Origin of the sequence: Frigoribacterium sp. SL97 (assembly GCF_026625765.1) — a bacterium.
Classification (GTDB): Bacteria; Actinomycetota; Actinomycetes; order Actinomycetales; family Microbacteriaceae; genus Frigoribacterium.
This window is the reverse complement of sequence record NZ_CP113062.1, coordinates 2,477,910-2,504,249: the sequence shown is the minus strand read 5'-3', so window position 1 is coordinate 2,504,249 and position 26,340 is coordinate 2,477,910. Positions and strand designations below refer to the sequence as shown.

The following is a 26,340-nucleotide window of genomic DNA, read 5'->3' as shown; positions in this document are numbered from 1 at the left end:
GTGGCGTGTCGCTGATCCACGAGGCACGGGGCAGGAGTTGCCGACCGCCCAGCGCCTCCGCACCCCCTCGCGCTCAACCGATCGCCGTGCACTTCCGCGCTCCGTCGTGCTCAGCCGATTGCCCTTTACCTCCGTGCCCCGCCGTGCTCGGCCGATCGCCCGGGGACTCCGCGCACCCTCGTGCCGCCCCGCGCCCGGTCGCGTCGACCCGTGCCGCCCTGCGCCTCCGCGCCCGGTCCGTTCGTGGGGCGATGCGTCGGCAACTCCTGCCTCGTGCCGCGACCCGCGCCGCCCACGTGGCGTGTCGCGGGCCCACGAGGCACGGGGCAGGAGTTGCCGTCGCCCGAGTCGCAGTCCCCGCGACGAGGTCTCGGCCCCAGGGGAGCCACGCGCGGCCACCGTCCCCAAGCCGCCCTCGGCCGCCCCGGGAGAGGGGCACCGCTCGGCACGCTGTCGGCATGACCACGATCGCCGAACTCGTCTCCGATGCCGGTGGCCTGCTGCACAAGCGTGACCTGGTCGCGCTGGGTGCCACGGACCGCCACCTGACCGTCGCCGTGCGCGCCCGCACGGTCCGTCGTCCCCGACGTGGCTGGTACTCGACGTGGCCGCCCCGCGACCCGAGGTTCGTCGCCGTCGCCGTGGGTGGCCGGCTCATCGGGGCAGCTGCCCTGCACCAACTCGGCGCCTGGTCGTGGCGACGCCCGCGGATCACGGTCTCGGTACCCGAGACCGCCTCCCGCCTCCGACGTCGACGGGGCGTCCGGGTGGTCTGGGACCCCGTCGCTCTGGGAGCCCGCGGCTCGACCTGGATGGTGGACCCACGTGACGCCCTCGCCCGCGCGGTCGTCGAGGCGGCATCGCTCGAGGACGCGGTGATCCTGGTCGACTGGGCCCGCAGCATGGGCCTCGTCGGCGACGACGAGGACGCCGCCGAGGTCCTCGCCCGGAAGCGTGCCGATGCCGTGGGCCTGGTGGCCTGGAGCGACGGGGGAGCACAGAGCATCCTCGAGTCGGCGGCCGGGACGCGGCTCCGGTTGGCCGGGCACCACGTCGTGCGGCAGGTGCCCGTCGGCACCACGGGCAAGGTCCTCGACATGCTCGTCGACGGCATCGTCGGTCTCGAGACCGACGGTCGCGAGCACCACGAGAGGCGGTTCGACCAGGACCGCCTCAAGGACGCCGACATCGCTCTGGACGGGCTCGTCCCGTTCCGCGCGGGGACGATCATGGTGCGTGACCTGTGGGCTCGCACCTCGGCCGCGATCGACGCCCTGGTGGCCACGGCGGGTGGCCCCACGCCCAGGTCACGTGTCGGCAACTCCTGCACGCCCCGGGTGCTCGGCCCCCGAGGCCGCAGGAACTGGCGGCTCGCCGTACTCGGGCAGCGCACAAGGCAGGAGTTGCCGACAGGGGAGGAGCCGGAGGGGGCGCCTGAGGGGGGCGGAGGGACGGCGCGGGGAATGGCGGGGCACGGCCGAGGGTTGGGCCTGCCGTGACCGCAGACCCAGCCACCCCGTCCGCGACCGTCAAGGTCGACATCTGGTCCGACATCGCCTGCCCGTGGTGTTTCATCGGCAAGCGCAAGTTCGAGGAGGCCGTGCGACGTTTCGACGGCTCCGTCGAGGTCGAGTACCACTCGTTCGAGCTCTCGCCCGACACCCCGGTCGACTTCGAGGGCGACGAGGTCGACTTCCTCTCGAAGCACAAGGGCATGCCCGCCGACCAGGTCCGCGGCATGCTCGACACCGTCGCCGGCATCGCGTCCGAGGTCGGCCTCGCCTACGACTTCGAGCACCTGCAGCACACCAACACGGTCAAGGCGCACGAGCTGCTCCACTTCGCCAAGGCGAACGGGCGTCAGGCCGAGATGAAGGAACGCCTCCTCCACGCCTACTTCGAGGAGGGCCGCCACGTGGGCCGCGTCGACGATCTCGTCACGTTGGCCGCCGAGGTCGGCCTCGACGAGCAGGAGGCGCGCGAAGCTCTCGAGACCGGGCGTCACCTCGACGACGTGCGGTCCGACCAGGCCCAGGCGCAGGCCTTCGGCATCACCGGCGTCCCGTTCTTCGTCCTCGACGGCAAGTACGGCATCTCGGGCGCCCAGGCTCCCGAGACGTTCGTCCAGGCCCTCGAGCAGGTCGCCTCCGAGGTGGCCCGATGAGCGATTCCCGCGAGGCCGGGGCCGGGTCGGGGGCCGGGCTCGCGACGCCGTCCGCGCCGTTGACCATGCTCGGTGCACCGGACGCCGTCGCCTGTGAGGGGGACTCCTGTCTGGTCGTCCCCCCGGTCGCCGAGGGCACGTCCGCGGTCGGGTCCCCGGCCGCCGAGCCCGGGAGGCGCGGCGTCAGTCGCTGACGTCGGCCACGGTCGCGTCGTACGCGGCGACGAGGTCGTCGGCCTCGACGAAGGCGCTGAAGCCGTGGGCTCCGGCACCCAGGGCGACGCGCCTCCCCACGATTCGGGAGTCCGCGACCACGGGCCACGCGGTCGAGCTGCCCAGGGGGGTGATGGTGCCCCGCTCGTATCCGGTGACCTCGAGGGCGACGTCGGCGCTCGGCATCGACAGCTTGTTGACGCCCACGACGGCTCGGAGCTTCGCCCACGAGATCTGTCGGTCGCCCGGCACGAGCGCGAACAGGAACGAGCCGTCGTGTCGCTTGACCACCAGGCTCTTCACGATGTCGGACGGTTGCAGCCCGAGCAGAGCAGCAGCGGCCTCGAGCGAGTCGGCCGCGGGGCGCGCGACGATCTCGATTGCGAGACCGCGCGCAGCGGCGTCTTCCCGCACCCGGTCCGTGCCGTCGGGTCGACCCTGGTCGCCCCCGACGTCCGCGTCGTCCACACCACTCGTCAGCCCGCCGTCGCTCATGGGAGAATCGTAACGATGTCCACCACCACCCTGCCCTCGCGCGGCCTCTCGATCGGACCGATCGACGTGGCCTCGCCCGTCGTGCTCGCCCCCATGGCCGGAATCACCAACACGGCGTACCGCCGCCTCTGTCGCGAGTACGGCGCCGGCCTCTACGTGAGCGAGATGATCACGAGTCGGGCGCTGGTCGAGCGCACGCCCGAGTCGATGCGCCTCATCCAGCACCACGAGTCCGAGACGCCGCGCAGCATCCAGCTCTACGGCGTCGAGCCGAACACGGTGGCCGAGGCGGTCACCATGCTCGTCGCCGAGGACCGTGCCGACCACATCGACCTCAACTTCGGCTGCCCGGTGCCCAAGGTCACGCGCAAGGGCGGCGGCTCGGCCCTCCCCTGGAAGATCGGCCTCTTCCGCGAGATCGTCGAGGGTGCCGTCAAGGCCGCCGGCGACATCCCGCTGACCGTCAAGATGCGCAAGGGCATCGACGACGACCACCTCACCTATCTCGAGGCCGGTCGAGCCGCCCAGGGGGCCGGCGTCGCGAGCATCGCGCTGCACGCCCGCACGGCTGCCGATTTCTACTCGGGCACCGCCGACTGGTCCGCCATCGCCACCCTGAAGCAGACCGTGACCGACGTGCCGGTCCTCGGCAACGGCGACATCTGGTCGGCGGCCGACGCCCTGCGCATGGTCGACGAGACCGGGTGTGACGGCGTCGTCGTGGGTCGCGGCTGCCTCGGTCGGCCGTGGCTGTTCGGCGACCTCGCCGCGGCCTTCCGCGGCGAGGATCTCAAGGCCGAGCCGACGCTCGGCGAGGTGGGACGGGCCTTCCGGCGCCACGCCGAACTCATGGTCGAGTTCTGGTCGGGCGATGAGGGCCGCGCCTGCCGTGACATGCGCAAGCACGTCGCGTGGTACTTCAAGGGCTACCCCGTGGGCGGTGAGGTCCGGGCGGCTCTCGCCCTGGCCGACTCGTTGCAGCAGATCGACGACCTGCTCGCCACGATGGACCCGTACGAGCAGTACCCCGGCGAGGCGGCCGAGGGGCCGCGTGGCCGTGCGGGCAGCCCGAAGCGGCCCGCCCTGCCCGACCGGTGGCTCGAGAGCCGCGAGCTCGACGAGGCCTTCAAGGCCGAGCTCGCCGCGGCCGAGCTGCACCACAGCGGCGGCTAGGCACCCCCTCCCGAGATCCCTTCCCGTCCCGACCGAGAGGCCCCGGTGTCCACCGAAGCCCTGCCGAGCGCCACCCCCGGGTACGACCCCGCCGACTCCGAGCGCTGGGCGCCCGAGCAGCACTCCAACCGGCGCAGCGACTTCGCCCGCGACCGGGCCCGGTTGCTGCACTCCAGCGCGCTCCGGCGCCTGGCGGCCAAGACGCAGGTGCTGAGCCCCACGGCCGGCCTCGACTTCGCCCGCAACCGGCTGACGCACTCGCTCGAGGTGGCGCAGGTCGGTCGCGAGCTCGCCACGAGCCTCGGCCTCGACCCCGACGTCGTCGACACGGCCTGCCTCGCGCACGACCTCGGCCACCCGCCGTTCGGGCACAACGGCGAGCGGGCGCTGAACGACTGGTCGACCGACATCGGCGGCTTCGAGGGCAACGCGCAGACCCTGCGTCTGCTGACCCGCATCGAGCCGAAGGTCATCGACGCGACGGGACGCAGCTTCGGGCTGAACCTCACCCGTGCCAGCCTCGACGCGAGCTGCAAGTACCCGTGGCCCGCGGCCCAGGGCATCCCCGACCCGGGCGGTCGCATGAAGTTCGGTTTCTACGACGACGACACGGCCGCGTTCGAGTGGCTGCGTCGGGGTGCCCCGCGTCGACGGCGGTGCGTCGAGGCCCAGGTCATGGACCTCAGCGACGACATCGCGTACTCGGTCCACGACTTCGAGGACGCCGTGGTCAACGGCTACGTCGACGTCGCCGCCCTCGGGGCGCGGGTCGACCACGACTCGCTCGTGACGGCCATGCACGAGTGGGTCGGCGGAGAGCTCAGTCGCGACGAGTTGACCGAGGCCTTCGACCGGTTGCAGGCGCTGCCGTTCTGGCTCGAGTCGTACGACGGCAGCCGGTTCGCGCAGGCCCGTCTCAAGAACCTCACGAGCCAGCTGATCGGGCGCTTCGCCGGTTCGGCCACCCAGGCGACGCGTGAGTCCTATCCCGGTGACGCCCTGATGCGCTTCGGCGCGTCGGTGGTCGTCGCCCCGGACGTGATCGGCGAGATCGCCGTGCTCAAGGGCATCGTCGCGGCCTTCGTCATGACGCGGGACAACCGGCAGCCCATCTACCTGCGCCAGCGCGAGGTCCTGACGAGCCTCGCCGACGCCCTGTGGCAGGCGGGCCCGTCAGAACTCGACCGTGGCTTCGCCGCCGACTGGGCCTCGGCGGACGACGACGCCGCGAGGCGCCGGGTCGTCGTCGACCAGGTCGCCTCGCTGACCGACCAGAGCGCCATGGCGTGGCACGACCGGCTCACCGCCGGCCGCTGACGGCGGGTCGCCGAGGAGGCGCGGGTCCCGACCGGCTGCACCGCGCCTCCTCGTCCTCCCGCGGCCGACCTCCCGGGTCGGCGTGGTCGGTGGCTCGACCTACAATCGACACGTGCCCGGCCTGATCAAACGCAACGACATCGACGAGGTCCGGTCGCGCACCAACATCGCCGACATCGTCGGCGACCACGTCACGCTCAAGGGGGCGGGCGTGGGGTCGCTCAAGGGGCTCTGCCCGTTCCACGACGAGCGCAGTCCGAGCTTCCACGTGCGGCCCCAGGTGGGGCGGTACCACTGCTTCGGCTGCGGTGAGGACGGCGACGTCTTCAGCTTCGTCATGAAGACCGACCACACGACCTTCCAAGAAGCGGTCGAACGCATGGCGGCGCGCATCGGTTTCGAGCTGCACTACGAGGACGGCGGGCAGGCCAGCGACCACGGCAACAGGGCGCGTCTGATCTCGGCGAACGAGGCCGCGCGCGAGTTCTTCGTGGACCACCTCACGGCCGCCGACGCCGAGCCCGCCCGGCGCTTCCTCGGCGAGCGGGGGTTCGACCCGGCCGCGGCCGAGCGGTTCGGCGTGGGGTTCGCCCCCAAGTCGTTCGACGCCCTGCGGTCGCACCTCAAGGGGCTCGGTTACCGCGACGACGAGCTCGTCACCGCGGGGTTGCTGAGCCAGGGCGACCGCAGCCCCTACGACCGCTTCCGCGGGCGGCTGGTGTGGCCGATCCGCGACGTCACGGGGTCGACCATCGGGTTCGGCGCGCGTCGGTTGCTCGAGGACGACAAGGGCCCGAAGTACCTCAACACCCCCGAGACGCCGATCTACCACAAGTCCCAGGTGCTCTACGGGCTCGACCTGGCCCGTCGGGACATCTCGAAGGGCAAGCAGGTCGTCATCGTCGAGGGCTACACCGACGTGATGGCGTGCCACCTGGCCGGGGTCACGACGGCCGTCGCGACCTGCGGCACGTCGTTCGGCGTGGACCACATCAAGGTGCTGCGACCCATGCTCGGCGACGTCAGCGGGGCCGACACCTCGACCGGCGGCGAGGTCGTCTTCACCTTCGACCCCGACGAGGCGGGCCAGAAGGCGGCGTCGCGCGCGTTCGCCGAAGAGCAGCGGTTCGCCGCACAGACCTTCGTTGCCGTGGCCCCCGACGGGCTCGACCCGTGCGACCTCAGGCTGAACCGCGGCGACGACGCCGTGCGCCGCCTCATCTCGACCAAGCGTCCGATGTTCGAGTTCATGATCCGCCGGCTCATCGACGGGCACGACCTCGAGACGGTCGAGGGTCGCGTGTCGGCGCTCCGGGCGGCCTCGCCGGTGGTGGCGGGCATCCGGGACCGTTCGATGACCCAGGGCTACGTGCGGTCGCTGGCCGGGTGGCTGGGGCTCGACCCGGCCGACGTCGCGCGGTCCGTCGACGACGCGGGTCGCGCCTCCTCGGCCCAGAACGCGCTCGAACGGTCGCAGCCCAAGAACGCCACCGACGGCCGACAGTCGATCACGAGCCTGCCGCCGGTGCCCGACGAGCCGGCCGGCCCGAGCCTGTTGACGCTGCCGGCCGACCTGACGACCCGCACCGAGCGCGACGCGCTCATGGCGATGCTCCAGCACCCGGCGACGGTCGGCTTCGAACTCATGCAGCGCGCGGCACGGGCACGCATCGAGAACGGTGCGCTGGCCGTCGTCCGCGACGCGATCGGCGCGAGCCTCGACCGGTTCGACTCGGCCGACTGGCTCGACGTCGTCCTCGGCCAGACGCCGTCGCCGTTCGACGCCCTGGCGAAGGAGCTCGCCGTCGCCCCCATCCCCGAGCGCGAGGGACGCGAGATCACGACCTACTGTCGCGGCATCGTCGTCTCGATCGTCGAGCGCGACCTGATCCGCGAGAAGTCCGAACTGCTCGGGCAGTCGTTCCGCACCGACATGAAGACCGAACCCGAACGCTGGCGTGAGATCCAGGTGCGGATCGCCGCCGTCGAGGCCGAGCGCCGGTCCATCCGCCAAGAGTGAGGCTCTCGGTCGTGTCGAGGGTCCTCGTGTCTGAACGCGCATACATCGCGTGCATCAGCCGTCGGGCCCGACCGGACCAGTTGGCAAGGGTTCGTTGCGGGCCTGTAAACAGTTGCGCGATGAGTCCGTATCAGGCTCACGGGTGTGTTACCAATGGACGTTCCCTGAAACGGCCGCGTCCACAGCACGGCCCGGGGCCCCTTGCACACAGAGAAAGAGGTAACCGGATATGACATCCGACTCCACGCTCGCCCGACGCGCCCTCGCCGTCGTCGGTGGCGCCGCTGCCACCGCACTCGTCCTCTCGGGCTGCGCCTCCGGTGGTGACGCGACCGACGCCCTCGACGGTCTCAGCATCGGCACGACCGACGTCATCACGTCGCTCGACCCGGCCGGTTCGTACGACAACGGCTCGTTCGCCGTCCAGAACCAGGTGTTCGGCTTCCTGACGAACGCCCCGTACGGCAGCCCCGACGTCGAGCCCGACCTGGCCGAGTCCGCCGACTTCACCAGCCCGACCGAGTTCACGGTCAAGCTGAAGGACGGACTGACCTTCGCGAACGGCAACGCGCTCACCTCGAGCGACGTCAAGTTCAGCTTCGACCGCCAGCTGGCCATCGCCGACCCCAACGGCCCGTCGTCGTTGCTCGGCAACCTGGCGAGCACCGACGCGCCGGACGACACGACCGTCGTGTTCACGCTCAAGTCGGCCGACCAGACCTGGCCCCAGGTGCTCTCGAGCCCCGCCGGCCCGATCGTCGACGAGGACGTGTTCTCGGCGACCGGGCTCACCGACGCCGACGACATCGTCACGGGCAACGCTTTCTCGGGTCAGTACACGATCACCGACTACTCGCAGAACGAGACGATCGCCTACGAGGCGAACGACGCCTACGACGGCGTGCTCGGTGCCCCGAAGACCGACTCGGTCACGGCGACCTACTACACCGAAGAGACCGACCTCAAGCTCGCCGTCCAGAACGGTGACGTCGACGTCGCGAACCGCAGCCTGAGCCCGACCGACCTGGCCGACCTGGCCAAGGACGACGCGCTCACCGTGCACAACGGCCCCGGCGGCGAGATCCGCTACCTGGTGTTCAACTTCAACACCATGCCCTACGGTGCCACGCAGCCCGACGCCGACCCGGCCAAGGCCCTGGCCGTGCGTCAGTCCGTCGCCGACACGGTCGACCGTGCCGCCCTCGCCAAGGACGTCTACAACGACACCTACACGCCGCTCTACTCGGTCGTCCCCGACGGCCTGACCGGTGCGACGACGCCCCTCGAGGGCCTCTACGGCGACGGCCAGGGCGGCCCCGACGTCGACAAGGCCGCCGCGGCCCTGTCGGCCGCCGGCGTCAGCACCCCGGTGTCGATCGACCTGCAGTACAGCCCCGACCACTACGGTGCGTCGAGCGACGAGGAGTACGCGCTGATCAAGTCGCAGCTCGAGGCGAGCGGCCTGTTCACCGTCAACCTCCAGTCGACCCTGTGGGACACCTACAGCACCGAGCGCCGTGAGGACGCCTACCCCGTCTACCAGCTGGGTTGGTTCCCCGACTTCTCGGACGCCGACAACTACCTGACGCCGTTCTTCAGCGCGGACAACTTCGTCGGCAACCACTACGACAGCCCGACCGTCCAGGGTCTGCTGACGAAGGAGATCGGTGAGCAGGACGCCTCGGCTCGTGAGGCGACCATCGGGGACATCCAGGACGCCGTCGCGGCCGACCTGCCGACCCTGCCGCTGCTGCAGGGCACGCAGGTCGTCGTCTCGCAGTCCGACGTGAAGGGCGTGGACGACACGCTCGACGCGTCGTTCAAGTTCCGTTACGGTGCGCTGAGCCGCTGACGCGCCTCCCCGTCCCCTGAGTCCCGCCGGTCCGCCGGTCGGCCTCCGGGGTCGGGGGACTCCGCACCACGGCCGTACGCCGAGGGGGCGACCCGCGACACCGCGGGGCGCCCCCTCCGGTCTGCGACCGGCACCACACCATCGAAAGGCCCAACGACGTGACCCTGATCACCGACGGTTCCCTCACGGCACCGCCCACCTCCAGTCCCGGGAAGTCCCGGAGTTCCGGCGGCGGCGGCCTCGGACGCTACATCGTGATCCGCGCGATCCTGATCGTGCCCACCGTGTTCATCCTCGTCACGCTCGTGTTCTTCCTGATGCGCGTGGTCGGCAACCCGATCACCGCCTCCGTCGGCGGGCGTCTCACCGAGGCCCAGCTGCAGGAGCGTCTCGCCGCCGCCGGCTACGACCGCCCCGTGATCGTGCAGTACCTCGAGTACCTCGGCCAGATCGTCCGAGGCGACTTCGGCACCACCGCGACCGACAACCGCGAGATCAGCGGCATCCTGCTCCAGTACGGCAGCGCCACGATCGAGCTGGTCTTCTACGCCCTGATCGTCGCGCTCGTGCTGGGCATCCCGCTCGGCATGCTCGCCGCGTACGTGCGCGACCGCTGGCCCGACGCGATCCTGCGCGTGCTGGCGATCCTCGCCTACGCGACCCCGGTCTTCTTCGCCGGCCTGCTGCTCAAGCTCACCTTCTCGGTATGGCTCGGCTGGCTCCCGCTCGGCGGTCGTGCGAGCACGCGGGTCGCCATCGCCCTGGGGCGCATCGACAACCCCACGGGCATCTACATCGTCGACGCCCTGCGGACGGGCAACTCGACGATCATCGTGGACGTCCTCTCGCACGCGGTGCTGCCCGCCCTCGCGCTCGGCGTGCTGACCGCCGGCATCTTCCTGCGCCTGGTGCGCACCAACGTCATCGGCACGCTCGGTTCCGAGTACGTCGACGCGGCGCGGTCGCGGGGCGTCAGCGAGTTCCGGCTCGTCCGGGCTCACGCGCTCAAGCCCGCCCTGATCCCGATCATCACCGTCATGGGGCTGCAGATCGCGATGCTGCTCGGCGGCTCGGTGCTGACCGAGACCACCTTCGGCTGGCGGGGGCTGGGCTTCCAGCTGCAGCAGTACCTGTCGGCCCGCGACTTCATCGCCGTGCAGGGCATCGTCGCCGTGCTCGCCGTCATCGTCGCCGTCACCAATTTCGTGGTCGACGTGATCGCCGCCCTGATCGACCCCCGCGTGAGGTACTGACCATGACCGATTCGACCGTCGCGGCCGACCGCCGCGAACCCCTCTACAAGCGCCTCCCCGTCGTCGCCCAGATCCGCCGTTCGGTGGGGCTGCAGCGCGGCATGCTGCTGACCGGCGTCGTCATCGTCGCCGTGTTCGTGCTGCTGGCGATCTTCGCCCCCCTCATCGCGCCCTACGGCTTCGGCCAGCTGCGCGGTGCCACCGAGGCCTTCCCGCGCCAGGCGCCACCGTCGGCCGAACACCTCTGGGGGACGACTGTCGGCGGCTACGACGTGTTCAGCCGCGTCATGTGGGGCACCCGGACCGCCGTGGCCGTCGTCATCGTGGCCGTGGTGCTGTCGATCACGATCGGCGTGACGCTCGGCCTGATCTCGGGCTACCTCGGCGGGTGGCTCGACCGCGTGCTCGTCGTCGTCGCCGACGCGGTCTACGCGTTCCCCTCGCTGCTGCTCGCCATCGTCGTCTCGATCGTCATCAGCGGGGGCCAGTCGAGCCTCTGGGGCGGCATCGTCTCGGCGGGCATCTCGATCACCGTGGTGTACGTCCCGCAGTACTTCCGCGTCGTCCGCGCCGAGGCCACGAGGCTCAAGGCCGAGGCGTTCGTCGAGTCGGCCAAGGTCAACGGCAGCAGCACGGGCCGCATCATGTTCAAGCACGTGCTCCGCAACGCCACGCGGAGCCTGCCCCTGATCCTCACGCTCAACGCGTCCGAGGCGATCCTGACCCTGGCGGCCCTCGGCTTCCTGGGGTTCGGCATCGGCCCGACCGCGGCGGCCGAGTGGGGGTACGACCTGAACCGCGCCCTCTCCGACACCGCCAGCGGCATCTGGTGGACCGGCGTCTTCCCCGGTGCGGCGATCGTGCTGATGGTGCTCGGCATCACGCTGATGGGCGAGAGCCTGAACGACCTGGCCGACCCGCGCCTCCGGACCCGCCGTCGCGCGAAGCGCAAGACCAAGGGCACCCGACGCACCGAGCAGGCCCCGACCACGACCCACGACGAGGTGACCGCATGACCGCCGACACGACCACGACCGGCCGACCCGCGACGCCGCGCGACGAGCGCCCCGTCGCCGTCGGCATCACCGACCTCGAGGTGACCTTCGCGACCGACGGCGGCGACGTCGCGGCCGTCCAGGGCGTGACGCTCGACGTCCGCGCCGGCGAGGTGCTGGCGATCGTCGGCGAGTCGGGGAGCGGCAAGACCGTCACGGCGAAGACGATCCTCGGCCTCTTGCCCGAGACCGCGGTCGCCACCGGTGCCGTGCTGCTCTCGGGGCAGAACGTCCTCGAGGTCGGCCCGAAGAAGGTCCGCGAGCTCCGCGGCACCGACGTCGCCATGGTCTTCCAGGAGCCGTCGACCGCGCTCAACCCCGTCTACACGGTGGGCTGGCAGATCGCCGAGGGCCTGCGGGCCCACGGCAAGGTCGGACGCAAGGAGGCGCGGGTCAAGGCGATCGACATCCTGCGTCGCGTGGGCATCCCCGACCCCGAGACCCGCGTCGACTACTACCCGCACCAGTTCTCGGGCGGGCAGAAGCAGCGCGTGGTCATCGCGATGGCGCTCGTGCTCGACCCGTCGGTGATCGTCGCGGACGAGCCGACCACGGCCCTCGACGTGACCGTGCAGGCCGAGATCCTCGACCTGTTGCGCCGCTGCCGGGACGAGTTCGGCACGGCCATCGTGCTGATCACGCACAACATGGGCGTCGTCGCCGACCTCGCCGACCGCGTCGCCGTCATGTACCTCGGCAAGGTCGTCGAGCAGGCCCCGGCCGTCGAGCTGTTCGCGAACCCGCAGGACGACTACACGAAGCGCCTGCTCGGCTCGGTGCCGAAGCTCGAGGCCCGCGGCCACACGCAGCAGGAGCAGCCCGCCGACAGCGAGGTCGTCGTACGTGCCCGGGGTCTCGAGATCGAGTACCCCGGTCGCCTCGGCCGCGGCGGCTTCCGGGCCGTCAAGGGCGTCGACTTCACCATCGCCCGCGGCGAGGTCCTCGGCCTCGTCGGCGAGAGCGGTTCGGGCAAGACGACGATCGGACGGGCCATCGCCGGGCTGACGAAGGTCACCGGGGGGTCGCTCGAGGTGCTGGGCATCGAGATGAACGGGGTGCACGAGCGTGACTTCAAGCCGAAGCGCGCCGACATCGGCTTCGTCTTCCAGGACCCCGCGTCGAGCTTCAACCCGTTGCTGACGATCGCCGAGTGCGTGGCCGAGCCGCTCATCGTGCACGGTCGTGCGAAGGACGCCCGGGCCGCCCGTCCGCGCGTCGACGAACTCCTCGAGGCGGTCCAGCTGCCCAAGTCGTTCGCCGACCGGTACCCCCACGAGCTCAGCGGCGGACAGCGTCAGCGGGCGAGCCTCGCCCGGTCGCTCGCCCTCGACCCGACGCTGTTGATCGCGGACGAGCCCACCAGCGCGTTGGACGTCTCCGTGCAGGCCCGGGTGCTCGAGCTGTTCACCGAGTTGCAGTCGCAGCTGGGCTTCGCCGCCCTGTTCATCAGCCACGACCTCGCGGTCGTCAACATGCTGGCCGACCGGATCGGCGTGCTGTTCCACGGCGACCTGATCGAGAGCGGACCGAACGACCAGGTCCTCGGCGCGCCCGAGCATCCCTACACGCAGCGCCTGCTGGCGTCGCTGCCGGTGCCCGATCCGATCGAGCAGGCGTCCCGCCGCGAGCGGTTGGCCGAACTCGACCGCCGGGCGGCGGGCGACCCGGAGCGCGGAACCGACACCGTCGGGGCGGCCTGACGGTGCCGGGTCGCGAGCTCGACCTCGACCAGCCGGTCGTCACCGACGACCTGTCGCTGCTCTACCCCGCCCGGGCGGGCCATCCGGCCGTGCGTGCCGTCGACGGGGTCACCCTGCGGGTCGAGCCGGGCGAGATCGTCGCCGTGCTCGGCGAGAGCGGTTCGGGCAAGTCGACGCTCGCGATGGCCCTCGCCGGACTGACCGGCACGGGCCGCGTCGACGAGGGGCGCCCGCGTCTGGTCGGTGGGACCGCACGGGTCTTCGGCCAGGACGTCGGCAAGCTCTCGGGCCGGCGCCGGGACCGGCTCTCGGCCATGGTCGGCTACCTGGCGCAGGACGACGGCGAGCGGCTGAGTCCCGACCTGACCGTCGGCGAGGCCATCGCCGAGCCGATCTACCAGCGCGACCGCAAGTTCGACCGCACCGAGGCCGGGCGCATCGTCGCGACGCTCGTCGACGGCGTGCACCTGCCGCTCGGCACCATGCTCAAGCAGACCTGGGAGCTCAGTTCCGGTCAGCGACAACGCGTCGCCCTGGCCCGCAGCCTCGTCCTCGAGCCCCCGTTGCTGATCGCCGACGAGCCCGCCCGGGGGGTGGACGTGCTCGTCCGCCAGGCCGTCCTCGACGTCATCGGGAACCTGCACGAGGGGCGTCAGTTCTCGGCGCTCGTCGTCACCTCCTCGGTGGCCGAGGCGCGAGCGATCACCGACCGCGTCGCCGTCATGCGCGGTGGCCGTCTGGTCGGACTGGGCGACATCGACGAGGTCCTCCGGACCGGCATCGACCCCTACGTCAAGGTGCTCTCGCAGACGACCCCGATCGACATCATCCGCCCGGAGGAGCGCGAGGCCGGGCGACCGCTCGACCCCGACGCCGGCCTCCGCGGAGACCGGCCCTCGTGACCGCCGAGCCGGCCACGGGCTCGACCGTCTCGGATGCGGCCCGGGCGACGAGCCCGGGAGGCGCGCGCGGCCACCGCGCGGTCGTCACCGCGGGCCCCGTCCTCGCCCCGGGTCGACGCCCGACCCCGGGTGCCGTCTCGGTGGCCCCCCGCCCCACCCCGGTCTTCGTCGACGCCGTGCGGGCCGGGGAGCGGACGTCGTCCCCCTGGGCCCGGAGACCCGTGGCCTGGTCTGGCTCTCGTACCGCGACCCCGACGGCCTGGCCCGCGCGCTGGACGAGAACCCGGGCATCGAGTGGGTCCAGCTGCCCTACGCCGGGGTCGACGCCTTCTCCGAGGTCATCGCGGCCCGTGCCGACCGCGCGCTGCCGCTCTGGACGAGCGCCAAGGGGGCGTTCGCCGAACCCGTCGCCGAGCACGCCCTCATGCTCGTGCTGTCGCTGCTGAGGGTCGTTCCCCAGCGCGTGCGCGCCACCTCCTGGGCCACCGAACAACAGGGCCGGTCGCTCTACGGACGGCACGTCGTCATCGTCGGGGCGGGGGGCATCGCGATCGAGCTGATGCGCCTCCTGGCCCCGTTCGACGTCCGGGTGACGATCGTGCGCCGGTCGAGCGAACCCGTGCCCGGGGCCGACCGGACCGTCCCCGTCGAGCGCCTCGACGAGGTGTTGCCCGAGGCCGACGTCCTCGTCCTCGCCGCCGCCGCGACGCCCGGCACGGCAGGCCTCCTCGACGCGCGTCGGCTCGCCCTGCTGTCGGCGACGGCCGTGCTCGTCAACGTCGCGCGGGGCAGCCTGGTCGACACGGACGCCCTCGTCGAGGCGGTCAGGGCGGAGCGACTCTGGGGCGCGGGGGTCGACGTCACCACGCCCGAGCCGCTCCCGGACCGGCACCCGCTCTTCGGCGAGCCGCGTGTCGTCGTCACGCCGCACCAGGCGGACACCCCCGAGATGACGGCCCCGCTGCTGGCCGAGCGCATCCGGCTCAACGTGCGGGCCTTCCTCGGCGACGGGGAGTTCGTCGGCGTGGTCGACCCGCACGACGGGTACTGACGCGGCGCTCGGAGCCGTGCGACGCGCCGCGTCGTCGGCGTGGTCCCTCGGGGGCTCAGATCTTTGCTAGTGTTGTCTCCGCTGTCACGGACGAAAGTCCGGGGCGGTTGCCATTCCTCGATAGCTCAATTGGCAGAGCAGCCGGCTGTTAACCGGCAGGTTGTTGGTTCGAGTCCAACTCGGGGAGCGAAGGCCCAGAGGCTCCACCCTCTGGGCCTTTTCTCTTGCCCGGTCCGTCCTGGGCCTCTCTCGCCGTTCCGTTCCGTTCCGTGCCCGAACGAGAAGGAGGCGCGTCCTGCGGTTCGCAGGACGCGCCTCCTCGGTCTCGGGGTCGGTCGGGGCCGGCCGTCAGTCCTCGAGGTGGTCGACGCCCGGCAGCCAGGTGCTGCCCGGTTGTCCCCAGCCCTTCTTGCGGACCGCCTTCGCGGCCGCCTTGTGGAAGGGATGCTCGAGCCGGTCCGCGTACAGGATGCCGTCGAGGTGGTCGTACTCGTGCTGGAAGACGCGGGCGAGCCAGCCCCAGGCCTCGATCTCGACCGCGTCGCCCTCGAGGTCGGTGGCCCGCAGCACGACGCCGTCGGCACGCCGCAACGGGAACCTCTCGCCGGGCACCGAGAGGCAGCCCTCGGACTCGGAGTCGTCGTCGAGTGGCTCGATCGAGAGCGGACTCTGCCAGAGCGTCGGGTTGATGGCCACGCCGCGCCACAGCTCGCCGTCGTCGTCGGTCCACGAGTAGACGAACAGCCGCTTGCCGACGCCCACCTGTGGGCCCGCCAGACCGACGCCCGGGGCGGCGTCCATCGTCTCGAACATGTCGGCGACGAGGGTGCGCAGGTCGTCGTCGACGACGGTCACCTCGGAGGCGGGGGAGTGGAGCACGGGGTCACCCGTGATGGAAATGGGTCGAACGGCCATTCGTCCAGACTATCCAGCGCCACGGCACTACCGTGGACGCCGTGACGACGGACATCGGGGAGCTCACCCAGCAGGTATCCCTGACCCCCTACCAGGCGCTCGGCATCCCGATCGCGCTGATCGGCGCGGTGTTCCTCTCGATCGGCGCCCAGCTCCAGCACCAGGGCGTCGCCAAGGTCGAGCGACGGATCGGTGCGGCGAAGAGCGGCATGAACGTCCGCCAGGTGCTCGCCCTCGTGGGCCGCCCCTCGTGGGTGCTGGGCACGCTGATGCTCGGCCTCGCGATCCTCTTCCAGCTGACCAGTCTGCGCATCGCCCCGCTCCTCGTGGTGCAGCCGCTCGGGGCGGTCGCCCTCGTCATCACGGCGGTCCTCAACTCCCGTTCGACGGGTCGACGACTCGACCGGCGCGCCAAGCGCGCCATCCTCTTCTGCGTCGGCGGCGTCGGGCTCTTCGTCACCGTGGCGGCCTTCACCGCCATCGAGCCCGAGATCACCACCCGGCAGCTCGTCACCGTGCTCGTCGTCCTCGCCGTCGTCGGCTCCGTGCTGGGCGTCGCCTTCGCCCTGTTGCGTCGCCGTCGCAGCGCCCTGTTCTACATCATCGCCGCGGGCGTGCTCTACGGCTTCGTCGCCACCCTCGCCAAGGTCGTCCTCAACCGGGTCTTCGCGGGCAACTTCGACTGGTTGACGATCGTGTGCATCGTGTTCCTGCTCGCGGCCGGACTGCTCGGCGGGTACTTCGTGCAGAACGCCTACTCGTCCGGCCCACCCGACCTCGTCATCGCCGGTCTCACGGTCGTCGATCCGCTCATCGCGGTCGGCATCGGCATCGTCGTCCTGGGCGAGGCGCAGAACGCCCCCGCGATCGCCGGCGTCTTCTTCGTCGTCGCGGCCGCCATCGCGGTCTACGGCGTGTTCCAACTCGCCAAATACCATCCCCAGACCCGAGCCTGAGCTAGCGTGGGGTCGTCTCGCCCGCCGGTCGACGATCGTCCGGGCACGATGCGCCGCACACCCCACCGAGCACGAGAAGGACGCCACGACCCGTGACACCTGCCCCGACGCCCTCGGAACCCGGCCGACCCGACGACGCGACGTCGGCTGACGTCGCGACCCGCGCCTCCTCGGGGTCGTCCGACCGTCTGACCGTCCTGATCGCGGGCGACACCTTCCCGCCCGACGTCAACGGCGCCGCCAACTTCACGGAGCGGCTCGCCGTGGGGCTCGCCCAGCGCGGCCACGACGTGCACCTCATGGTGCCCGCGGCCAGCCGGCACCACGGCACCTTCCTCGAGCAGCACGGCGGCGTGACGTTGACCGTCCACCGGCTGTACTCGACGCGGTGGCCGCTGCACGACTGGCTGCGCTTCGCCACCCCGTGGCGCGTGCAGGAGCACGCCGAGGCGATCTTCGACGAGATCCACCCCGACGTCGTCCACATCCAGTCGCACATCGTGATGGGCCGGGGCGTCGCGCAGGTCGCCGAACGCCGGGGCGTGCGGATCGTCGCCACGAACCACTTCATGCCCGAGAACCTGCTCGAGCACACCGGTCTGCCCAAGGGGCTGCGCGCCAAGGCGACCCAGATGGCCTGGAACGACGCGAGCAAGACGTTCCACAAGGCCGCGGCGATCACGACCCCCACGCAGAAGGCGGCCACGTTCCTCGAGAAGTCGGTCGCGGTCACGGGCGTGCTCGCCGTCTCCTGCGGGATCGAGGCCGGGCACTACACCGCCCTCGACACCCGTCCGGCCGAGAACCGCATCGTGTTCGTCGGCCGGGTCACGGCCGAGAAGCAGATCGACGTGCTGCTCAAGGCGATGACCCTGCTCGACCCGACCCTCGGCGCGACGCTCACGATCGTGGGCGGCGGAGACCTCTTCAAGCAGCTCCAGACGACCAGCCGCGACCTCGGCCTCGCCGACGTCGTCACCTTCGCCGGGTACCTGTCCGACGACGAGTTGCGACGCACGCTGACCGAGTCGACGGTCTTCGCCATGCCGTCGATCGCCGAACTCCAGAGCATCGCCAGCCTCGAGGCGATGGCGTCGGGGCTGCCCATCGTCGTGGCCGACGCCATGGCCCTGCCGCACCTGGTCGACGAGGGCCAGAACGGCTACCTCTTCCGCCCGGGCGACAGCCGCGACCTCGCCGACAAGCTCACGACCGTGTTGACCGCCCCCGACGACGAGTACCTCGCGATGCGCCGGGCCAGCCTGAAGATGATCGAGGGGCACGACATCGAGCGAACGCTCAGCGTGTTCGAGAGCCTGTATCGTGGTCAGCCGGTGGTCCCCTCCACCGACGCGGCGTCCGACCGCGCGCACTGACGGTCGACCGCGGCACCGCCCCGGCCGGCCACGGCTCGCACCGGTGGGCCGACGCGAGGGGCGGTAGCTCAGCCGGTTAGAGCAGTCGACTCATAATCGATCGGTCACGGGTTCAAGTCCCGTCCGCCCTACTCGTGGTGTCCGGTGGCGCCTGCCCCGGTTCCGGTCGGTTCGCGGCCTCCGCGCCTGCTGTGAGCGCGGCCGCGTCGTCGCCCGGCGTCCGTCGTGCGTGGCACGATGTCGTCCATGTTCACCAAGCGGCCCCGACAGCCGGAGCCCGACCCCGACGCCTGGGGCGGCGCCTCCTCCGACGACGCCGGGCGATCCGGCCCGGCGCGCATGGGCGTGGGGGCCCAGGTGTACGTCCTCGACTCGGACGAGGACCCTTCTACGCCGTTCCCGTACGGCCCGACGGGCATCGTGGTCCGGGCCGGGGGCAGCGCCTGGCAGGGGGTGTCGGCCATCGGCGGCTCGGCCCGCACCTGGTGGGTCGAGTTCGACTCGCCCCAGATCGACCGCGACGGCGACGGGCCCGTCTCGCAGGCCCAGGTCGCGGAGCGCTGGCTGCGCCTCGCCCCCCTCGCCTGACCCGCCGCCGTACCGCCTCACCCCGCCCCGGCGCCCCCCACCCCCTCCGCACCGCCCGCTACGGCGTGTGCCGCGCTTCCTGCATGACTTCTCGCGGTGGTGACTTCGGCCACCCCGCCGCGTGGTCGGCAACTCCTGCCCCCTGCTGCGTCGGTCGGCGCGGGCCCCGTGTTTCCGGGCCCGGGCGTTCGGGGTGGAGCACGAGTCCGGAGTTGCCGACACGTCGCACGTCCCACGTCCCACGTCGCGCACGGAGGTCGAGGTCGAGGCCAAGTCGTCCGCTGCACGTTCCCGACGGCCGTCGCACGCCCGGGAATGCCACGCCCCACCCCGCGGTTCACCGAAGTGCATGCAAACGCATGCAGATGTTCTAAGGTGGAGCAATGCAGTTCGGAATCTTCAGCGTCGGCGACATCACGACCGACCCCACGACCGGTGCCACCCCGACCGAGGGCGAGCGCCTCCAGGCGATGGTCACCATCGCGAAGAAGGCCGAGGAGGTCGGCCTCGACGTCTACGCCGCAGGCGAGCACCACAACCCGCCCTTCGTGAACTCGAGCCCGACGACCCTCCTCGCCTACATCGCCGCGCAGACCGAGCGCATCGTGCTCAGCACGGCGACGACGCTCATCACGACGAACGACCCGGTCAAGATCGCCGAGGACTTCGCGATGCTCCAGCACCTCGCCGGTGGCCGGGTCGACCTCACGCTCGGTCGCGGCAACACGGGCCCGGTCTACCCCTGGTTCGGCAAGGACATCCGCCAGGGCATCAACCTGGCGATCGAGAACTACGCCCTGTTGCACCGCCTCTGGCGCGAGGACGTCGTCGACTGGAAGGGCCACTTCCGCACGCCGCTGCAGGGCTTCACGGCGACCCCGCGTCCCCTCGACGGCGTCGCGCCCTTCGTCTGGCACGGGTCGATCCGCAGCCCCGAGATCGCCGAGCAGGCCGCCTACTACGGCGACGGCTTCTTCGCCAACCACATCTTCTGGCCCGCCTCGCACACGAAGCAGATGGTCGAGCTCTACCGCAGCCGCTTCGAGCACCACGGGCACGGGCGTGCCGACCAGGCGATCGTCGGTCTCGGCGGTCAGGTCTTCCTGGCGAAGAACTCGCAGGACGCCAAGCGCACCTTCCGTCCCTACTTCGACAACGCCCCGGTCTACGGCCACGGTCCCTCGATGGAGGACTTCACGAGCCAGACCCCGCTCACCGTCGGCAGCCCCCAGGAGGTCATCGACCGCACCCTCGGCTTCCGCGACTACGTCGGCGACTACCAGCGCCAGCTCTTCCTCATGGACCACGCCGGCCTGCCCCTGAAGACGGTCCTCGAGCAGCTCGACATCCTCGGCAGCGAGGTCGTGCCGGTCCTCCGTCGCGAGTTCGCCGCGAACCGTCCGGCCGACGTGCCCGACGCCCCCACGCATGCCTCGCTCGTCGAGGCCGCGACCCGGGCGTCGCGGTCCACGGCCACACCCACCGCGCACGACGCGCTCACCGCGTCGTCCGCCCGCTGAGACACGCAGGAGGCGCGCCATGAGCACCAAGAAGATCGTCGCCCTGTCCGCGGGGCTGGGCCAACCGTCCTCCACCCGTCTGTTGGCCGACCGGCTGGTCGAGGCCACCACGCGTGACCTCGTCGGCCGCGGCTCGTTCGTCGAGGTCGAGGTCGTCGAGCTGCGCGACCTCGCGCACGAGGTGACGGACGCGATGCTGACCGGTTTCGCGCCTCCCGCCCTCGCCGAGGCGCTCGAGAAGGTGACGAGTGCCGACGGCGTGATCGCGGTCACGCCCGTCTTCTCGTCCTCGTACAGCGGCCTGTTCAAGTCGTTCGTCGACGTGATGGACCACAAGGCGCTGACCGGCACGCCCGTGCTGATCGGGGCGACCGGCGGAACGGCCCGCCACTCGTTGGCCCTCGAGTACGCGGTGCGACCCCTGTTCGCCTACCTCCAGGCCGTCGTCGTGCCCACCTCCGTGTTCGCGGCGTCCGAGGACTGGGGCGAGGGCGACGGCACCTCCACGACGCTGCCCGAGCGGGTCACGCGCGCCGCGGGGGAGTTCGCCGAGCTCGTGGCGCGGCACGAGGGCGCGCTCGACGACCCGTTCGCCGCGGTCGTCCCGTTCGACGAGCAGCTCCGGCGCCTCGCCGTGGGCGGCGACGACCTGCAGGACTGAGACGTCGGACGAGGAGGCGCGGTGCCGGTCCCGACCACGTCCCGTCCGTCGGGGCATGAACCGCGCCTCACCGGCGTTGCCCCTCGTCAGACCCCAGGAGGACCGATGACCGACAGCACCGCCGACACCACCCGCCCGTCCGAGCACGCGGCCGCGCAGGCCGAGCTCGACCGCTTCCACGTCCTGCGCCGCACCCGCGCGGTGTCGCCGCAGGGTCCGCTCGCCCTGACCGGCACGCAGTGGGTCGACCACGAGCAGACCGTCTGGGGCGTGCCGGGCCGCTGGGCGCCGACCCCGCAGGGCGTGTCGGGACTGGCGCTGACGGCCGCCGCCGCGGACGGCATCCACGTGGACGGCGACCTGGTCGACGGCACCGTCGTCGTGGCGGGTGACGACGCGCTGGTCCCGAGCAGCCTCCGGTTCTCGGAGACGACGACCGGCACGGTGATCGCGAACGACGACCACACCGGGTACGCCCTGCGCGTCTGGGACTCCGCGTCGGACGCCGTGACGGGCTTCGGGTCGATCGACGCCTTCCCGTTCGACCCGGACTGGGTCGTCACGGCCGACTTCGTGCCGACCGCGCCCGACACCCAGGTCGACATCCGTCACCAGGCGGACCTCGAACTCAGTCGGCCCAAGCCGTTGCCCGGGCTCATCCGCTTCACCCGCGACGGGGTCGACCACGAGCTCGCGGCGTTCCCGTCGGGTGACGGCGACCGGTTGCAGCTCGTCTTCGGCGACGCGACCAACGGCGACAGCACGTACTCGGTGGGGCGGTTCCTCTTCCCGGTGCCGAACGGCGACGGCACCATCACGCTCGACTTCAACCGGGCCGTCCTGCCGCCCTGCGCCTTCTCGTACGCCTTCAACTGCCCGATCCCGCCGGCCCAGAACCGGTTCGCGTCGCCGATCGAGGCGGGCGAGAAGAACGTCCTCGACGCCGCCGGGCAGCCGCTGCACTGAGAACGGCCCGTCGGTGTCGGCGCCGGGTGGGATGATCAGGCGGTGTTCTTCCTGCTGCGTCGACTGCCCGACGGCGACGTCGAGCTGACGCGGTACGAGCGCGACGCGTCGGGGCGGCTCGAGGCGGTCGGCGTGGAGACCATCCCCGCGGCCGACCTGCCGGCGCGCGTGGCCGGCCTCGAGCGCGAGGCCTCGCCCCGCTGGGTCTGGGACGACACCCCGCGGTGGTACCCGCGCCTCCTCGACGCGGGGGTCACGCTGGCGCGCTGCGTCGACCTCCGGCTCGTGCACGCGATCCTGCGACGGTCGACGGCGGCGCCGGCCTTCCCCCTCGGAGGTGCGGCTCCCGGGCCGTGGGACGTCGCCCAGGCGTCGCCGGGCGAGTCCGACGGACTCTTCGAGGTCCTCCCCGAGTCGCTGCCCGACCCGGCGGCCGAGTTCCTCGCCCAGCGCGAGGCGGTCGAGGCGTCGCCTGCCCGGGGTCGACTCGAGCTGCTCGTCGCCGCCGAGTCCACCGGTGCGTTGATCGCGGCCGAGATGCGCCACCGGGGCATCCCGTGGTCTCCCCGGGTGCACGACGAACTGCTGACCGCCGCCCTCGGGCCGAGGCCCGCCCCGGGAGAGCGACCGGCCCGCATGCGCGACGCCCTCGACGAGGTGCGGCAGGCGCTCGACGCGCCCGATCTCAACCCCGACTCGCCCGCCGAACTGATCAGGGCCCTGAACCGGGCGGGCGTGCTCGTGCAGTCGACGCGGCAGTGGGAACTGCAACGGCACGAGCACCCCGCCATCGAGCCGCTGCTCCGCTACAAGAAGATGCAGCGCCTGCTCGTCGCCAACGGCTGGGCCTGGCTCGACGCCTGGGTGCACGGTGGGCGCTTCCGCCCCGACTACGTGCCGGGCGGCGTCGTGACCGGCCGGTGGGCCACGAGCGGAGGAGGCGCGCTGCAGCTTCCCCGGGCGGTCCGCGGGGCCGTCGTGGCCGACCCGGGCTGGAAGCTCGTGGTCGCCGACGCCTCGCAACTCGAGCCGCGCATCCTGACCGGCCTGTCCGGCGACCGCTCGATGGCCCGGGCCGGGTCGGGCGACCTGTACGAGGGCATCGTCGCCAGCGGAGCCGTCGCCACGCGGGCCGAGGCCAAGGTCGCGATGCTCGGCGCGATGTACGGCGCGACCCAGGGCGAGAGCGGTCGTCTCGTGCCCCGCCTGGCGCGGCGGTTCCCCGACGCCATGGCGCTCGTCGAGACGGCGGCGCGCACGGGCGAGGCCGGGGGAGTCGTCGACACCCTGCTCGGCCGCAGTTCACCGCGGCCGTCCGACGACCCGGACGCCTCCGGGGGCGCCGGGGCGGGCGCCCTGCCTCCCGAGATGGGCGTGCGGCCGGCCGATCGCGACGCACGCTCGTGGGGTCGGTTCACGCGCAACTTCGTCGTGCAGGGCACCGCCGCGGAGTGGGCCCTCTGCTGGATGGGTGCCCTGCGCCGTCGTCTGCACGCGCGCTGGGGGACCGGCGTCCCGGCACCCCACTTCGTGTTCTTCCTGCACGACGAGGTGGTGGTGCACGCCCCCGCGGCCGCGGCCGACGAGGTCGCCGCGATGGTCGCCGACAGCGCGGTCGAGGCCGGCCGGCTGCTCTTCGGCGACGCCCCGGTGGCCTTCCCGGTCACGGTCGCGGTCGCGGACGACTACTCGCAGGCCAAGTGAGCCGACAGGCCGTGCGAGACGCCGCACCATTCGCAGGTGTTACACAGTTGTGATTTCTCAGGCGGGTCGGTCATAATTCACAGAACGGGCACCGTCCCGCGCATCACCGGGTCCCGGCCCGCACAATCGAAGAACGCACACGAGTCACGTCTGACAGGTCGATGGGGAAGTCGCACCTGAACCAGATGGAGGAATCGTGGCTGCTGCAACCGCTCGGGGAGTGCTCTACGTGCACTCGTCCCCTCGTGCACTGTGCCCACATGTCGAGTGGGCCGTCGGTCGTGCCCTCGGGCACGGCGTGAACTTCGCCTGGGTCGACCAACCCGTGCTGCCCGGCGCCCAGCGCACCGAGTTCTCGTGGCAGGGTGACGAGGGTTCCGGCGCGCGCATCGCCTCTGCTCTGCGGGGCTGGGAGCACCTCCGCTACGAGGTGACCGAAGACCCCGGCGAGACCCACGACGGGGGGCGCTGGATGCACTCTCCCGACCTGGGCGTGTTCTTCGCCCAGACCGACACCGCCGGCAACACGGTCATCCCCGAGGACCGCATCCGCTACGCGATGGAGATCGCGGGGTCGAACACCCTCGAGCTGCACCGCGAGCTGCGTCTCGCCCTCGGCCAGGCCTGGGACGACGAACTCGAACCGTTCCGCTACAGCGGCGAAGGCAACCCCGTCGTCTGGCTGCACAAGGTCAGCTGACCCGCCCCTGCCCGGGGAGGGGCGTCCCGGGCGCACCGGGTGACGACGCAGGAGGCGCGGGTGGCGTGATCACGCCACCCGCGCCTCCTGCGTCGGTCGCCTCGTTCAGACCGAGCGGAACCCGACGACGGCGTTGTGGCCGCCGAAGCCGAACGAGTTGCTGATCGCCACGATCTCGCCCTCGGGCAGGGGGCGCGGTTCTCCGACGACGACGTCCATGTCGATCTCGTCGTCCATCTGCGTGACGTTGATCGTCTGCGGTGCCACGCGCTCGTGCAGCGCCTTCACCGTGAACAGCGCCTCGATGCCGCCCGCGCCGCCGAGCAGGTGGCCCGTGGCCGCCTTGGTCGCCGAGACGATCAGCTTCGAGGTGTGGTCGCCGAAGACGCGCTTGATGGCGTGGTACTCGGCGATGTCGCCGACCGGGGTGCTCGTCGCGTGGGCGTTGACGTGGACGACCTGGTCGCGGTCGACCCCCGCGTTCTCGAGCGTTGCGATGACGGCCCGGGCGGCGCCGGTGCCCTCGGGGTCGGGAGCGGTGATGTGGTACGAGTCGCTGGTGACCGCACCACCGATGAGCTCGGCGTAGATGCGGGCCCCGCGGGCCAGGGCGTGCTCCTCGGTCTCGAGGACGAGCGCCGCGCCTCCTTCGGCGAGGACGAAGCCGTCGCGCGTGACGTCGTAGGGACGCGAGGCGGTGGCGGGGTCGTCGTTGCGCTTCGACAGGGCCTGCATGGCCGCGAAGGAGGCCAGGGGCATCGGGTGGATGGCCGCCTCGGAACCGCCGGCGACGGCGATGTCGGCGAGGCCGGACTGCAGGTGCTCGTAGGCCATGGCGATCGACTCGGTGCTCGAGGCGCAGGCCGACACGACCGTGCGGGCTCCGGCGCGCGCACCCAGGTTCATCGAGATGGCGGCGGCGGGACCGTTCGGCATGAGCATGGGGACGGTCATCGGCAGGACGCGTCGCGGGCCCTTCTCGCGCAGGGTGTCCCACCCGTCGAGCAGCGTCCAGACACCGCCGATCCCGGTGGCCCAGTCGACGATGAAGCGTTCGGGGACGACCTCGGGCGAGCCGGCGTCGGCCCAGGCCTCGCGGGCCGCGGTGAGCGCGAACTGGCTCGACGGGTCGAGGCGCTTGATCTCGCGGCGGTCGAGCACGTCGGCCGAGGGGGTGCGTGCCTGGCCGGCGAAGGTGACGGGCAGCTCGTACTTGGCGACCCAGTCCTGTTCGAGCGTGGTGATGCCCGACTGGCCGGCGAGCAGGTTCTGCCAGCTCTCGGTGGCGGTGCCACCGAGCGGGCTCGTGGCGCCGAGGCCGGTGACGACGATCTTCTTGGTCATTGACGTTCCTTCTGGGAGGGCCGGTCGGTGGGCTGTGCCGATGTACGACGACGCCGTGACCCGGGCTGCAGCCGAGGCTGGTGGCGTGGGGTCGACGGCGTCGAGGGCACAGCGGCGGGGCCCGGTCGCCGTGACGGCGACCGGGCAGCCGACGTCTTAGTTCTGCGCCTTGTGGATGTACGTGACGGCGTCGCCGACGGTCTTGAGGTTCTTGACCTCTTCGTCGGGGATCTTGACGTCGAACTTCTCTTCGGCGTTGACGACGATGGTCATCATGGAGATCGAGTCGATGTCGAGGTCGTCGGTGAACGACTTGTCCATCTCGACGGTGTCGGTGGCGATCCCGGTCTCGTCGTTGACGAGCTCGGCGAGGCCGGCGAGGACTTCTTCGGTGGACAGTGCCATGGTGTTGTCT

General features: G+C 71.6%; 24 protein-coding genes and 2 tRNA genes. 22 read left to right on the top strand and 4 right to left on the bottom strand.

Annotation, left to right across the window (positions count from 1 at the left end; all coding sequences use genetic code 11):
* The first annotated feature begins 458 nt into the window (after positions 1-458).
* From OVA02_RS12365 to OVA02_RS12355, 3 genes are read left to right on the top strand one after another with little or no spacing between them, the layout of a single operon-like run.
* Entirely contained in the window at positions 459-1,499 is a 1,041-nt protein-coding gene (locus OVA02_RS12365) for a hypothetical protein (protein WP_267658599.1), read from the top strand.
* Complete coding sequence (locus OVA02_RS12360; RefSeq protein WP_267658598.1) at positions 1,496-2,164, top strand: DsbA family oxidoreductase; 669 nt, start codon at positions 1,496-1,498, stop codon at positions 2,162-2,164. Before OVA02_RS12365 ends, OVA02_RS12360 begins: the two co-directional genes overlap by 4 nt.
* A complete protein-coding gene (locus OVA02_RS12355; RefSeq protein WP_123570174.1) occupies positions 2,161-2,358 on the top strand; it encodes a hypothetical protein in 198 nt (65 codons plus the stop codon). The genes OVA02_RS12360 and OVA02_RS12355 overlap by 4 nt, the downstream gene beginning before the upstream one ends.
* Here the strand turns inward: OVA02_RS12355 and OVA02_RS12350 are convergent.
* Positions 2,348-2,872, bottom strand: a complete 525-nt coding sequence (locus tag OVA02_RS12350) for an aminoacyl-tRNA deacylase (protein ID WP_267658597.1) — start codon at positions 2,870-2,872, stop codon at positions 2,348-2,350. The two genes, OVA02_RS12355 and OVA02_RS12350, sit on opposite strands and share 11 nt — an antisense overlap.
* Before the next feature lie 15 nt (positions 2,873-2,887).
* Between OVA02_RS12350 and dusB the strand changes: the two genes are divergently transcribed.
* The 10 genes from dusB to OVA02_RS12300 all read left to right on the top strand — a co-directional run bounded on the left by dusB (position 2,888) and on the right by OVA02_RS12300 (position 15,382).
* A complete protein-coding gene (gene dusB / locus OVA02_RS12345) occupies positions 2,888-4,045 on the top strand; it encodes a tRNA dihydrouridine synthase DusB (RefSeq protein WP_267658596.1) in 1,158 nt (385 codons plus the stop codon).
* A gap of 45 nt (positions 4,046-4,090) precedes the next feature.
* On the top strand, positions 4,091-5,362 hold the full coding sequence (locus tag OVA02_RS12340) for a deoxyguanosinetriphosphate triphosphohydrolase (RefSeq protein ID WP_082460243.1): 1,272 nt from the start codon (positions 4,091-4,093) through the stop codon (positions 5,360-5,362).
* 112 nt (positions 5,363-5,474) lie between these two features.
* Positions 5,475-7,382, top strand: coding sequence for a DNA primase (dnaG, locus tag OVA02_RS12335; protein WP_056047525.1), 1,908 nt, complete (start codon positions 5,475-5,477; stop codon positions 7,380-7,382).
* Positions 7,383-7,611: 229 nt separating this feature from the next.
* Entirely contained in the window at positions 7,612-9,234 is a 1,623-nt protein-coding gene (locus tag OVA02_RS12330; protein WP_267658595.1) for an ABC transporter substrate-binding protein, read from the top strand.
* A gap of 158 nt (positions 9,235-9,392) precedes the next feature.
* The gene (locus OVA02_RS12325; RefSeq protein ID WP_055972446.1) at positions 9,393-10,487 is read left to right on the top strand and encodes an ABC transporter permease; all 1,095 of its coding nucleotides are present in this window, start codon (positions 9,393-9,395) and stop codon (positions 10,485-10,487) included.
* Positions 10,488-10,489: 2 nt separating this feature from the next.
* Complete coding sequence (locus OVA02_RS12320) at positions 10,490-11,503, top strand: ABC transporter permease (RefSeq protein WP_056045614.1); 1,014 nt, start codon at positions 10,490-10,492, stop codon at positions 11,501-11,503.
* A complete protein-coding gene (locus tag OVA02_RS12315) occupies positions 11,500-13,242 on the top strand; it encodes a dipeptide ABC transporter ATP-binding protein (RefSeq protein ID WP_082460242.1) in 1,743 nt (580 codons plus the stop codon). Before OVA02_RS12320 ends, OVA02_RS12315 begins: the two co-directional genes overlap by 4 nt.
* A 2-nt stretch (positions 13,243-13,244) precedes the next feature.
* The gene (locus OVA02_RS12310; protein ID WP_157485310.1) at positions 13,245-14,144 is read left to right on the top strand and encodes an ATP-binding cassette domain-containing protein; all 900 of its coding nucleotides are present in this window, start codon (positions 13,245-13,247) and stop codon (positions 14,142-14,144) included.
* Between the two features lie 424 nt (positions 14,145-14,568).
* Positions 14,569-15,195: an NAD(P)-dependent oxidoreductase gene (locus tag OVA02_RS12305; protein WP_267658594.1), complete on the top strand. Its 627-nt coding sequence runs from the start codon at positions 14,569-14,571 to the stop codon at positions 15,193-15,195.
* A gap of 114 nt (positions 15,196-15,309) precedes the next feature.
* Positions 15,310-15,382, top strand: a tRNA-Asn gene (locus tag OVA02_RS12300).
* 161 nt (positions 15,383-15,543) lie between these two features.
* On the opposite strand, the gene def is transcribed toward OVA02_RS12300, so the two are convergent.
* A complete protein-coding gene (def, locus tag OVA02_RS12295; protein WP_192123500.1) occupies positions 15,544-16,110 on the bottom strand; it encodes a peptide deformylase in 567 nt (188 codons plus the stop codon).
* 41 nt (positions 16,111-16,151) lie between these two features.
* Here def and OVA02_RS12290 point away from each other — a divergent pair, with 41 nt between their 5' ends.
* The 9 genes from OVA02_RS12290 (at position 16,152) to OVA02_RS12250 (ending at position 24,581) form a co-directional block, all read left to right on the top strand.
* Positions 16,152-17,066: a DMT family transporter gene (locus OVA02_RS12290; protein ID WP_192123502.1), complete on the top strand. Its 915-nt coding sequence runs from the start codon at positions 16,152-16,154 to the stop codon at positions 17,064-17,066.
* Positions 17,067-17,158: 92 nt separating this feature from the next.
* Complete coding sequence (locus tag OVA02_RS12285; RefSeq protein ID WP_324289741.1) at positions 17,159-18,442, top strand: glycosyltransferase; 1,284 nt, start codon at positions 17,159-17,161, stop codon at positions 18,440-18,442.
* A 57-nt stretch (positions 18,443-18,499) separates the two neighbouring features.
* Positions 18,500-18,573, top strand: a tRNA-Ile gene (locus tag OVA02_RS12280).
* Between the two features lie 115 nt (positions 18,574-18,688).
* Positions 18,689-19,030 carry a hypothetical protein gene (locus tag OVA02_RS12275; RefSeq protein ID WP_148053615.1) on the top strand — a complete coding sequence of 114 codons (342 nt, stop codon included), beginning with the start codon at positions 18,689-18,691 and terminating at the stop codon, positions 19,028-19,030.
* A gap of 383 nt (positions 19,031-19,413) precedes the next feature.
* Complete coding sequence (locus OVA02_RS12270; protein ID WP_056045601.1) at positions 19,414-20,550, top strand: LLM class flavin-dependent oxidoreductase; 1,137 nt, start codon at positions 19,414-19,416, stop codon at positions 20,548-20,550.
* Positions 20,551-20,569: 19 nt separating this feature from the next.
* A complete protein-coding gene (locus OVA02_RS12265; RefSeq protein WP_200412979.1) occupies positions 20,570-21,211 on the top strand; it encodes an FMN reductase in 642 nt (213 codons plus the stop codon).
* 105 nt (positions 21,212-21,316) lie between these two features.
* The gene (locus tag OVA02_RS12260; protein ID WP_200412980.1) at positions 21,317-22,177 is read left to right on the top strand and encodes a DUF1684 domain-containing protein; all 861 of its coding nucleotides are present in this window, start codon (positions 21,317-21,319) and stop codon (positions 22,175-22,177) included.
* A 42-nt stretch (positions 22,178-22,219) separates the two neighbouring features.
* Positions 22,220-23,881 (top strand): bifunctional 3'-5' exonuclease/DNA polymerase, encoded by a 1,662-nt coding sequence (locus OVA02_RS12255; RefSeq protein ID WP_267658593.1) that lies wholly within the window; start codon positions 22,220-22,222, stop codon positions 23,879-23,881.
* Positions 23,882-24,077: 196 nt separating this feature from the next.
* A complete protein-coding gene (locus tag OVA02_RS12250; RefSeq protein ID WP_056045587.1) occupies positions 24,078-24,581 on the top strand; it encodes a DUF3145 domain-containing protein in 504 nt (167 codons plus the stop codon).
* A gap of 105 nt (positions 24,582-24,686) precedes the next feature.
* Here the strand turns inward: OVA02_RS12250 and OVA02_RS12245 are convergent, their stop codons facing one another.
* A complete protein-coding gene (locus tag OVA02_RS12245) occupies positions 24,687-25,925 on the bottom strand; it encodes a beta-ketoacyl-[acyl-carrier-protein] synthase family protein (protein WP_173150928.1) in 1,239 nt (412 codons plus the stop codon).
* A 156-nt stretch (positions 25,926-26,081) separates the two neighbouring features.
* Positions 26,082-26,330: an acyl carrier protein gene (locus tag OVA02_RS12240; RefSeq protein WP_043592609.1), complete on the bottom strand. Its 249-nt coding sequence runs from the start codon at positions 26,328-26,330 to the stop codon at positions 26,082-26,084.
* Positions 26,331-26,340 lie beyond the last annotated feature (10 nt).

Bases quoted from the DNA above. Each gene is read 5' to 3' on its own strand.
- OVA02_RS12365 (WP_267658599.1), top strand. From the start codon at position 459: ATGACCACGATCGCCGAACTCGTCTCCGATGCCGGTGGCCTGCTGCAC.
- OVA02_RS12355 (WP_123570174.1), top strand. From the start codon at position 2,161: ATGAGCGATTCCCGCGAGGCCGGGGCCGGGTCGGGGGCCGGGCTCGCG.
- OVA02_RS12350 (WP_267658597.1), bottom strand. From the start codon at position 2,872: ATGAGCGACGGCGGGCTGACGAGTGGTGTGGACGACGCGGACGTCGGG.
- dusB (WP_267658596.1), top strand. From the start codon at position 2,888: ATGTCCACCACCACCCTGCCCTCGCGCGGCCTCTCGATCGGACCGATC.
- OVA02_RS12330 (WP_267658595.1), top strand. From the start codon at position 7,612: ATGACATCCGACTCCACGCTCGCCCGACGCGCCCTCGCCGTCGTCGGT.
- OVA02_RS12320 (WP_056045614.1), top strand. From the start codon at position 10,490: ATGACCGATTCGACCGTCGCGGCCGACCGCCGCGAACCCCTCTACAAG.
- OVA02_RS12315 (WP_082460242.1), top strand. From the start codon at position 11,500: ATGACCGCCGACACGACCACGACCGGCCGACCCGCGACGCCGCGCGAC.
- OVA02_RS12305 (WP_267658594.1), top strand. From the start codon at position 14,569: ATGCTCGTGCTGTCGCTGCTGAGGGTCGTTCCCCAGCGCGTGCGCGCC.
- def (WP_192123500.1), bottom strand. From the start codon at position 16,110: ATGGCCGTTCGACCCATTTCCATCACGGGTGACCCCGTGCTCCACTCC.
- OVA02_RS12275 (WP_148053615.1), top strand. From the start codon at position 18,689: ATGTTCACCAAGCGGCCCCGACAGCCGGAGCCCGACCCCGACGCCTGG.
- OVA02_RS12270 (WP_056045601.1), top strand. From the start codon at position 19,414: ATGCAGTTCGGAATCTTCAGCGTCGGCGACATCACGACCGACCCCACG.
- OVA02_RS12265 (WP_200412979.1), top strand. From the start codon at position 20,570: ATGAGCACCAAGAAGATCGTCGCCCTGTCCGCGGGGCTGGGCCAACCG.
- OVA02_RS12260 (WP_200412980.1), top strand. From the start codon at position 21,317: ATGACCGACAGCACCGCCGACACCACCCGCCCGTCCGAGCACGCGGCC.
- OVA02_RS12245 (WP_173150928.1), bottom strand. From the start codon at position 25,925: ATGACCAAGAAGATCGTCGTCACCGGCCTCGGCGCCACGAGCCCGCTC.
- OVA02_RS12240 (WP_043592609.1), bottom strand. From the start codon at position 26,330: ATGGCACTGTCCACCGAAGAAGTCCTCGCCGGCCTCGCCGAGCTCGTC.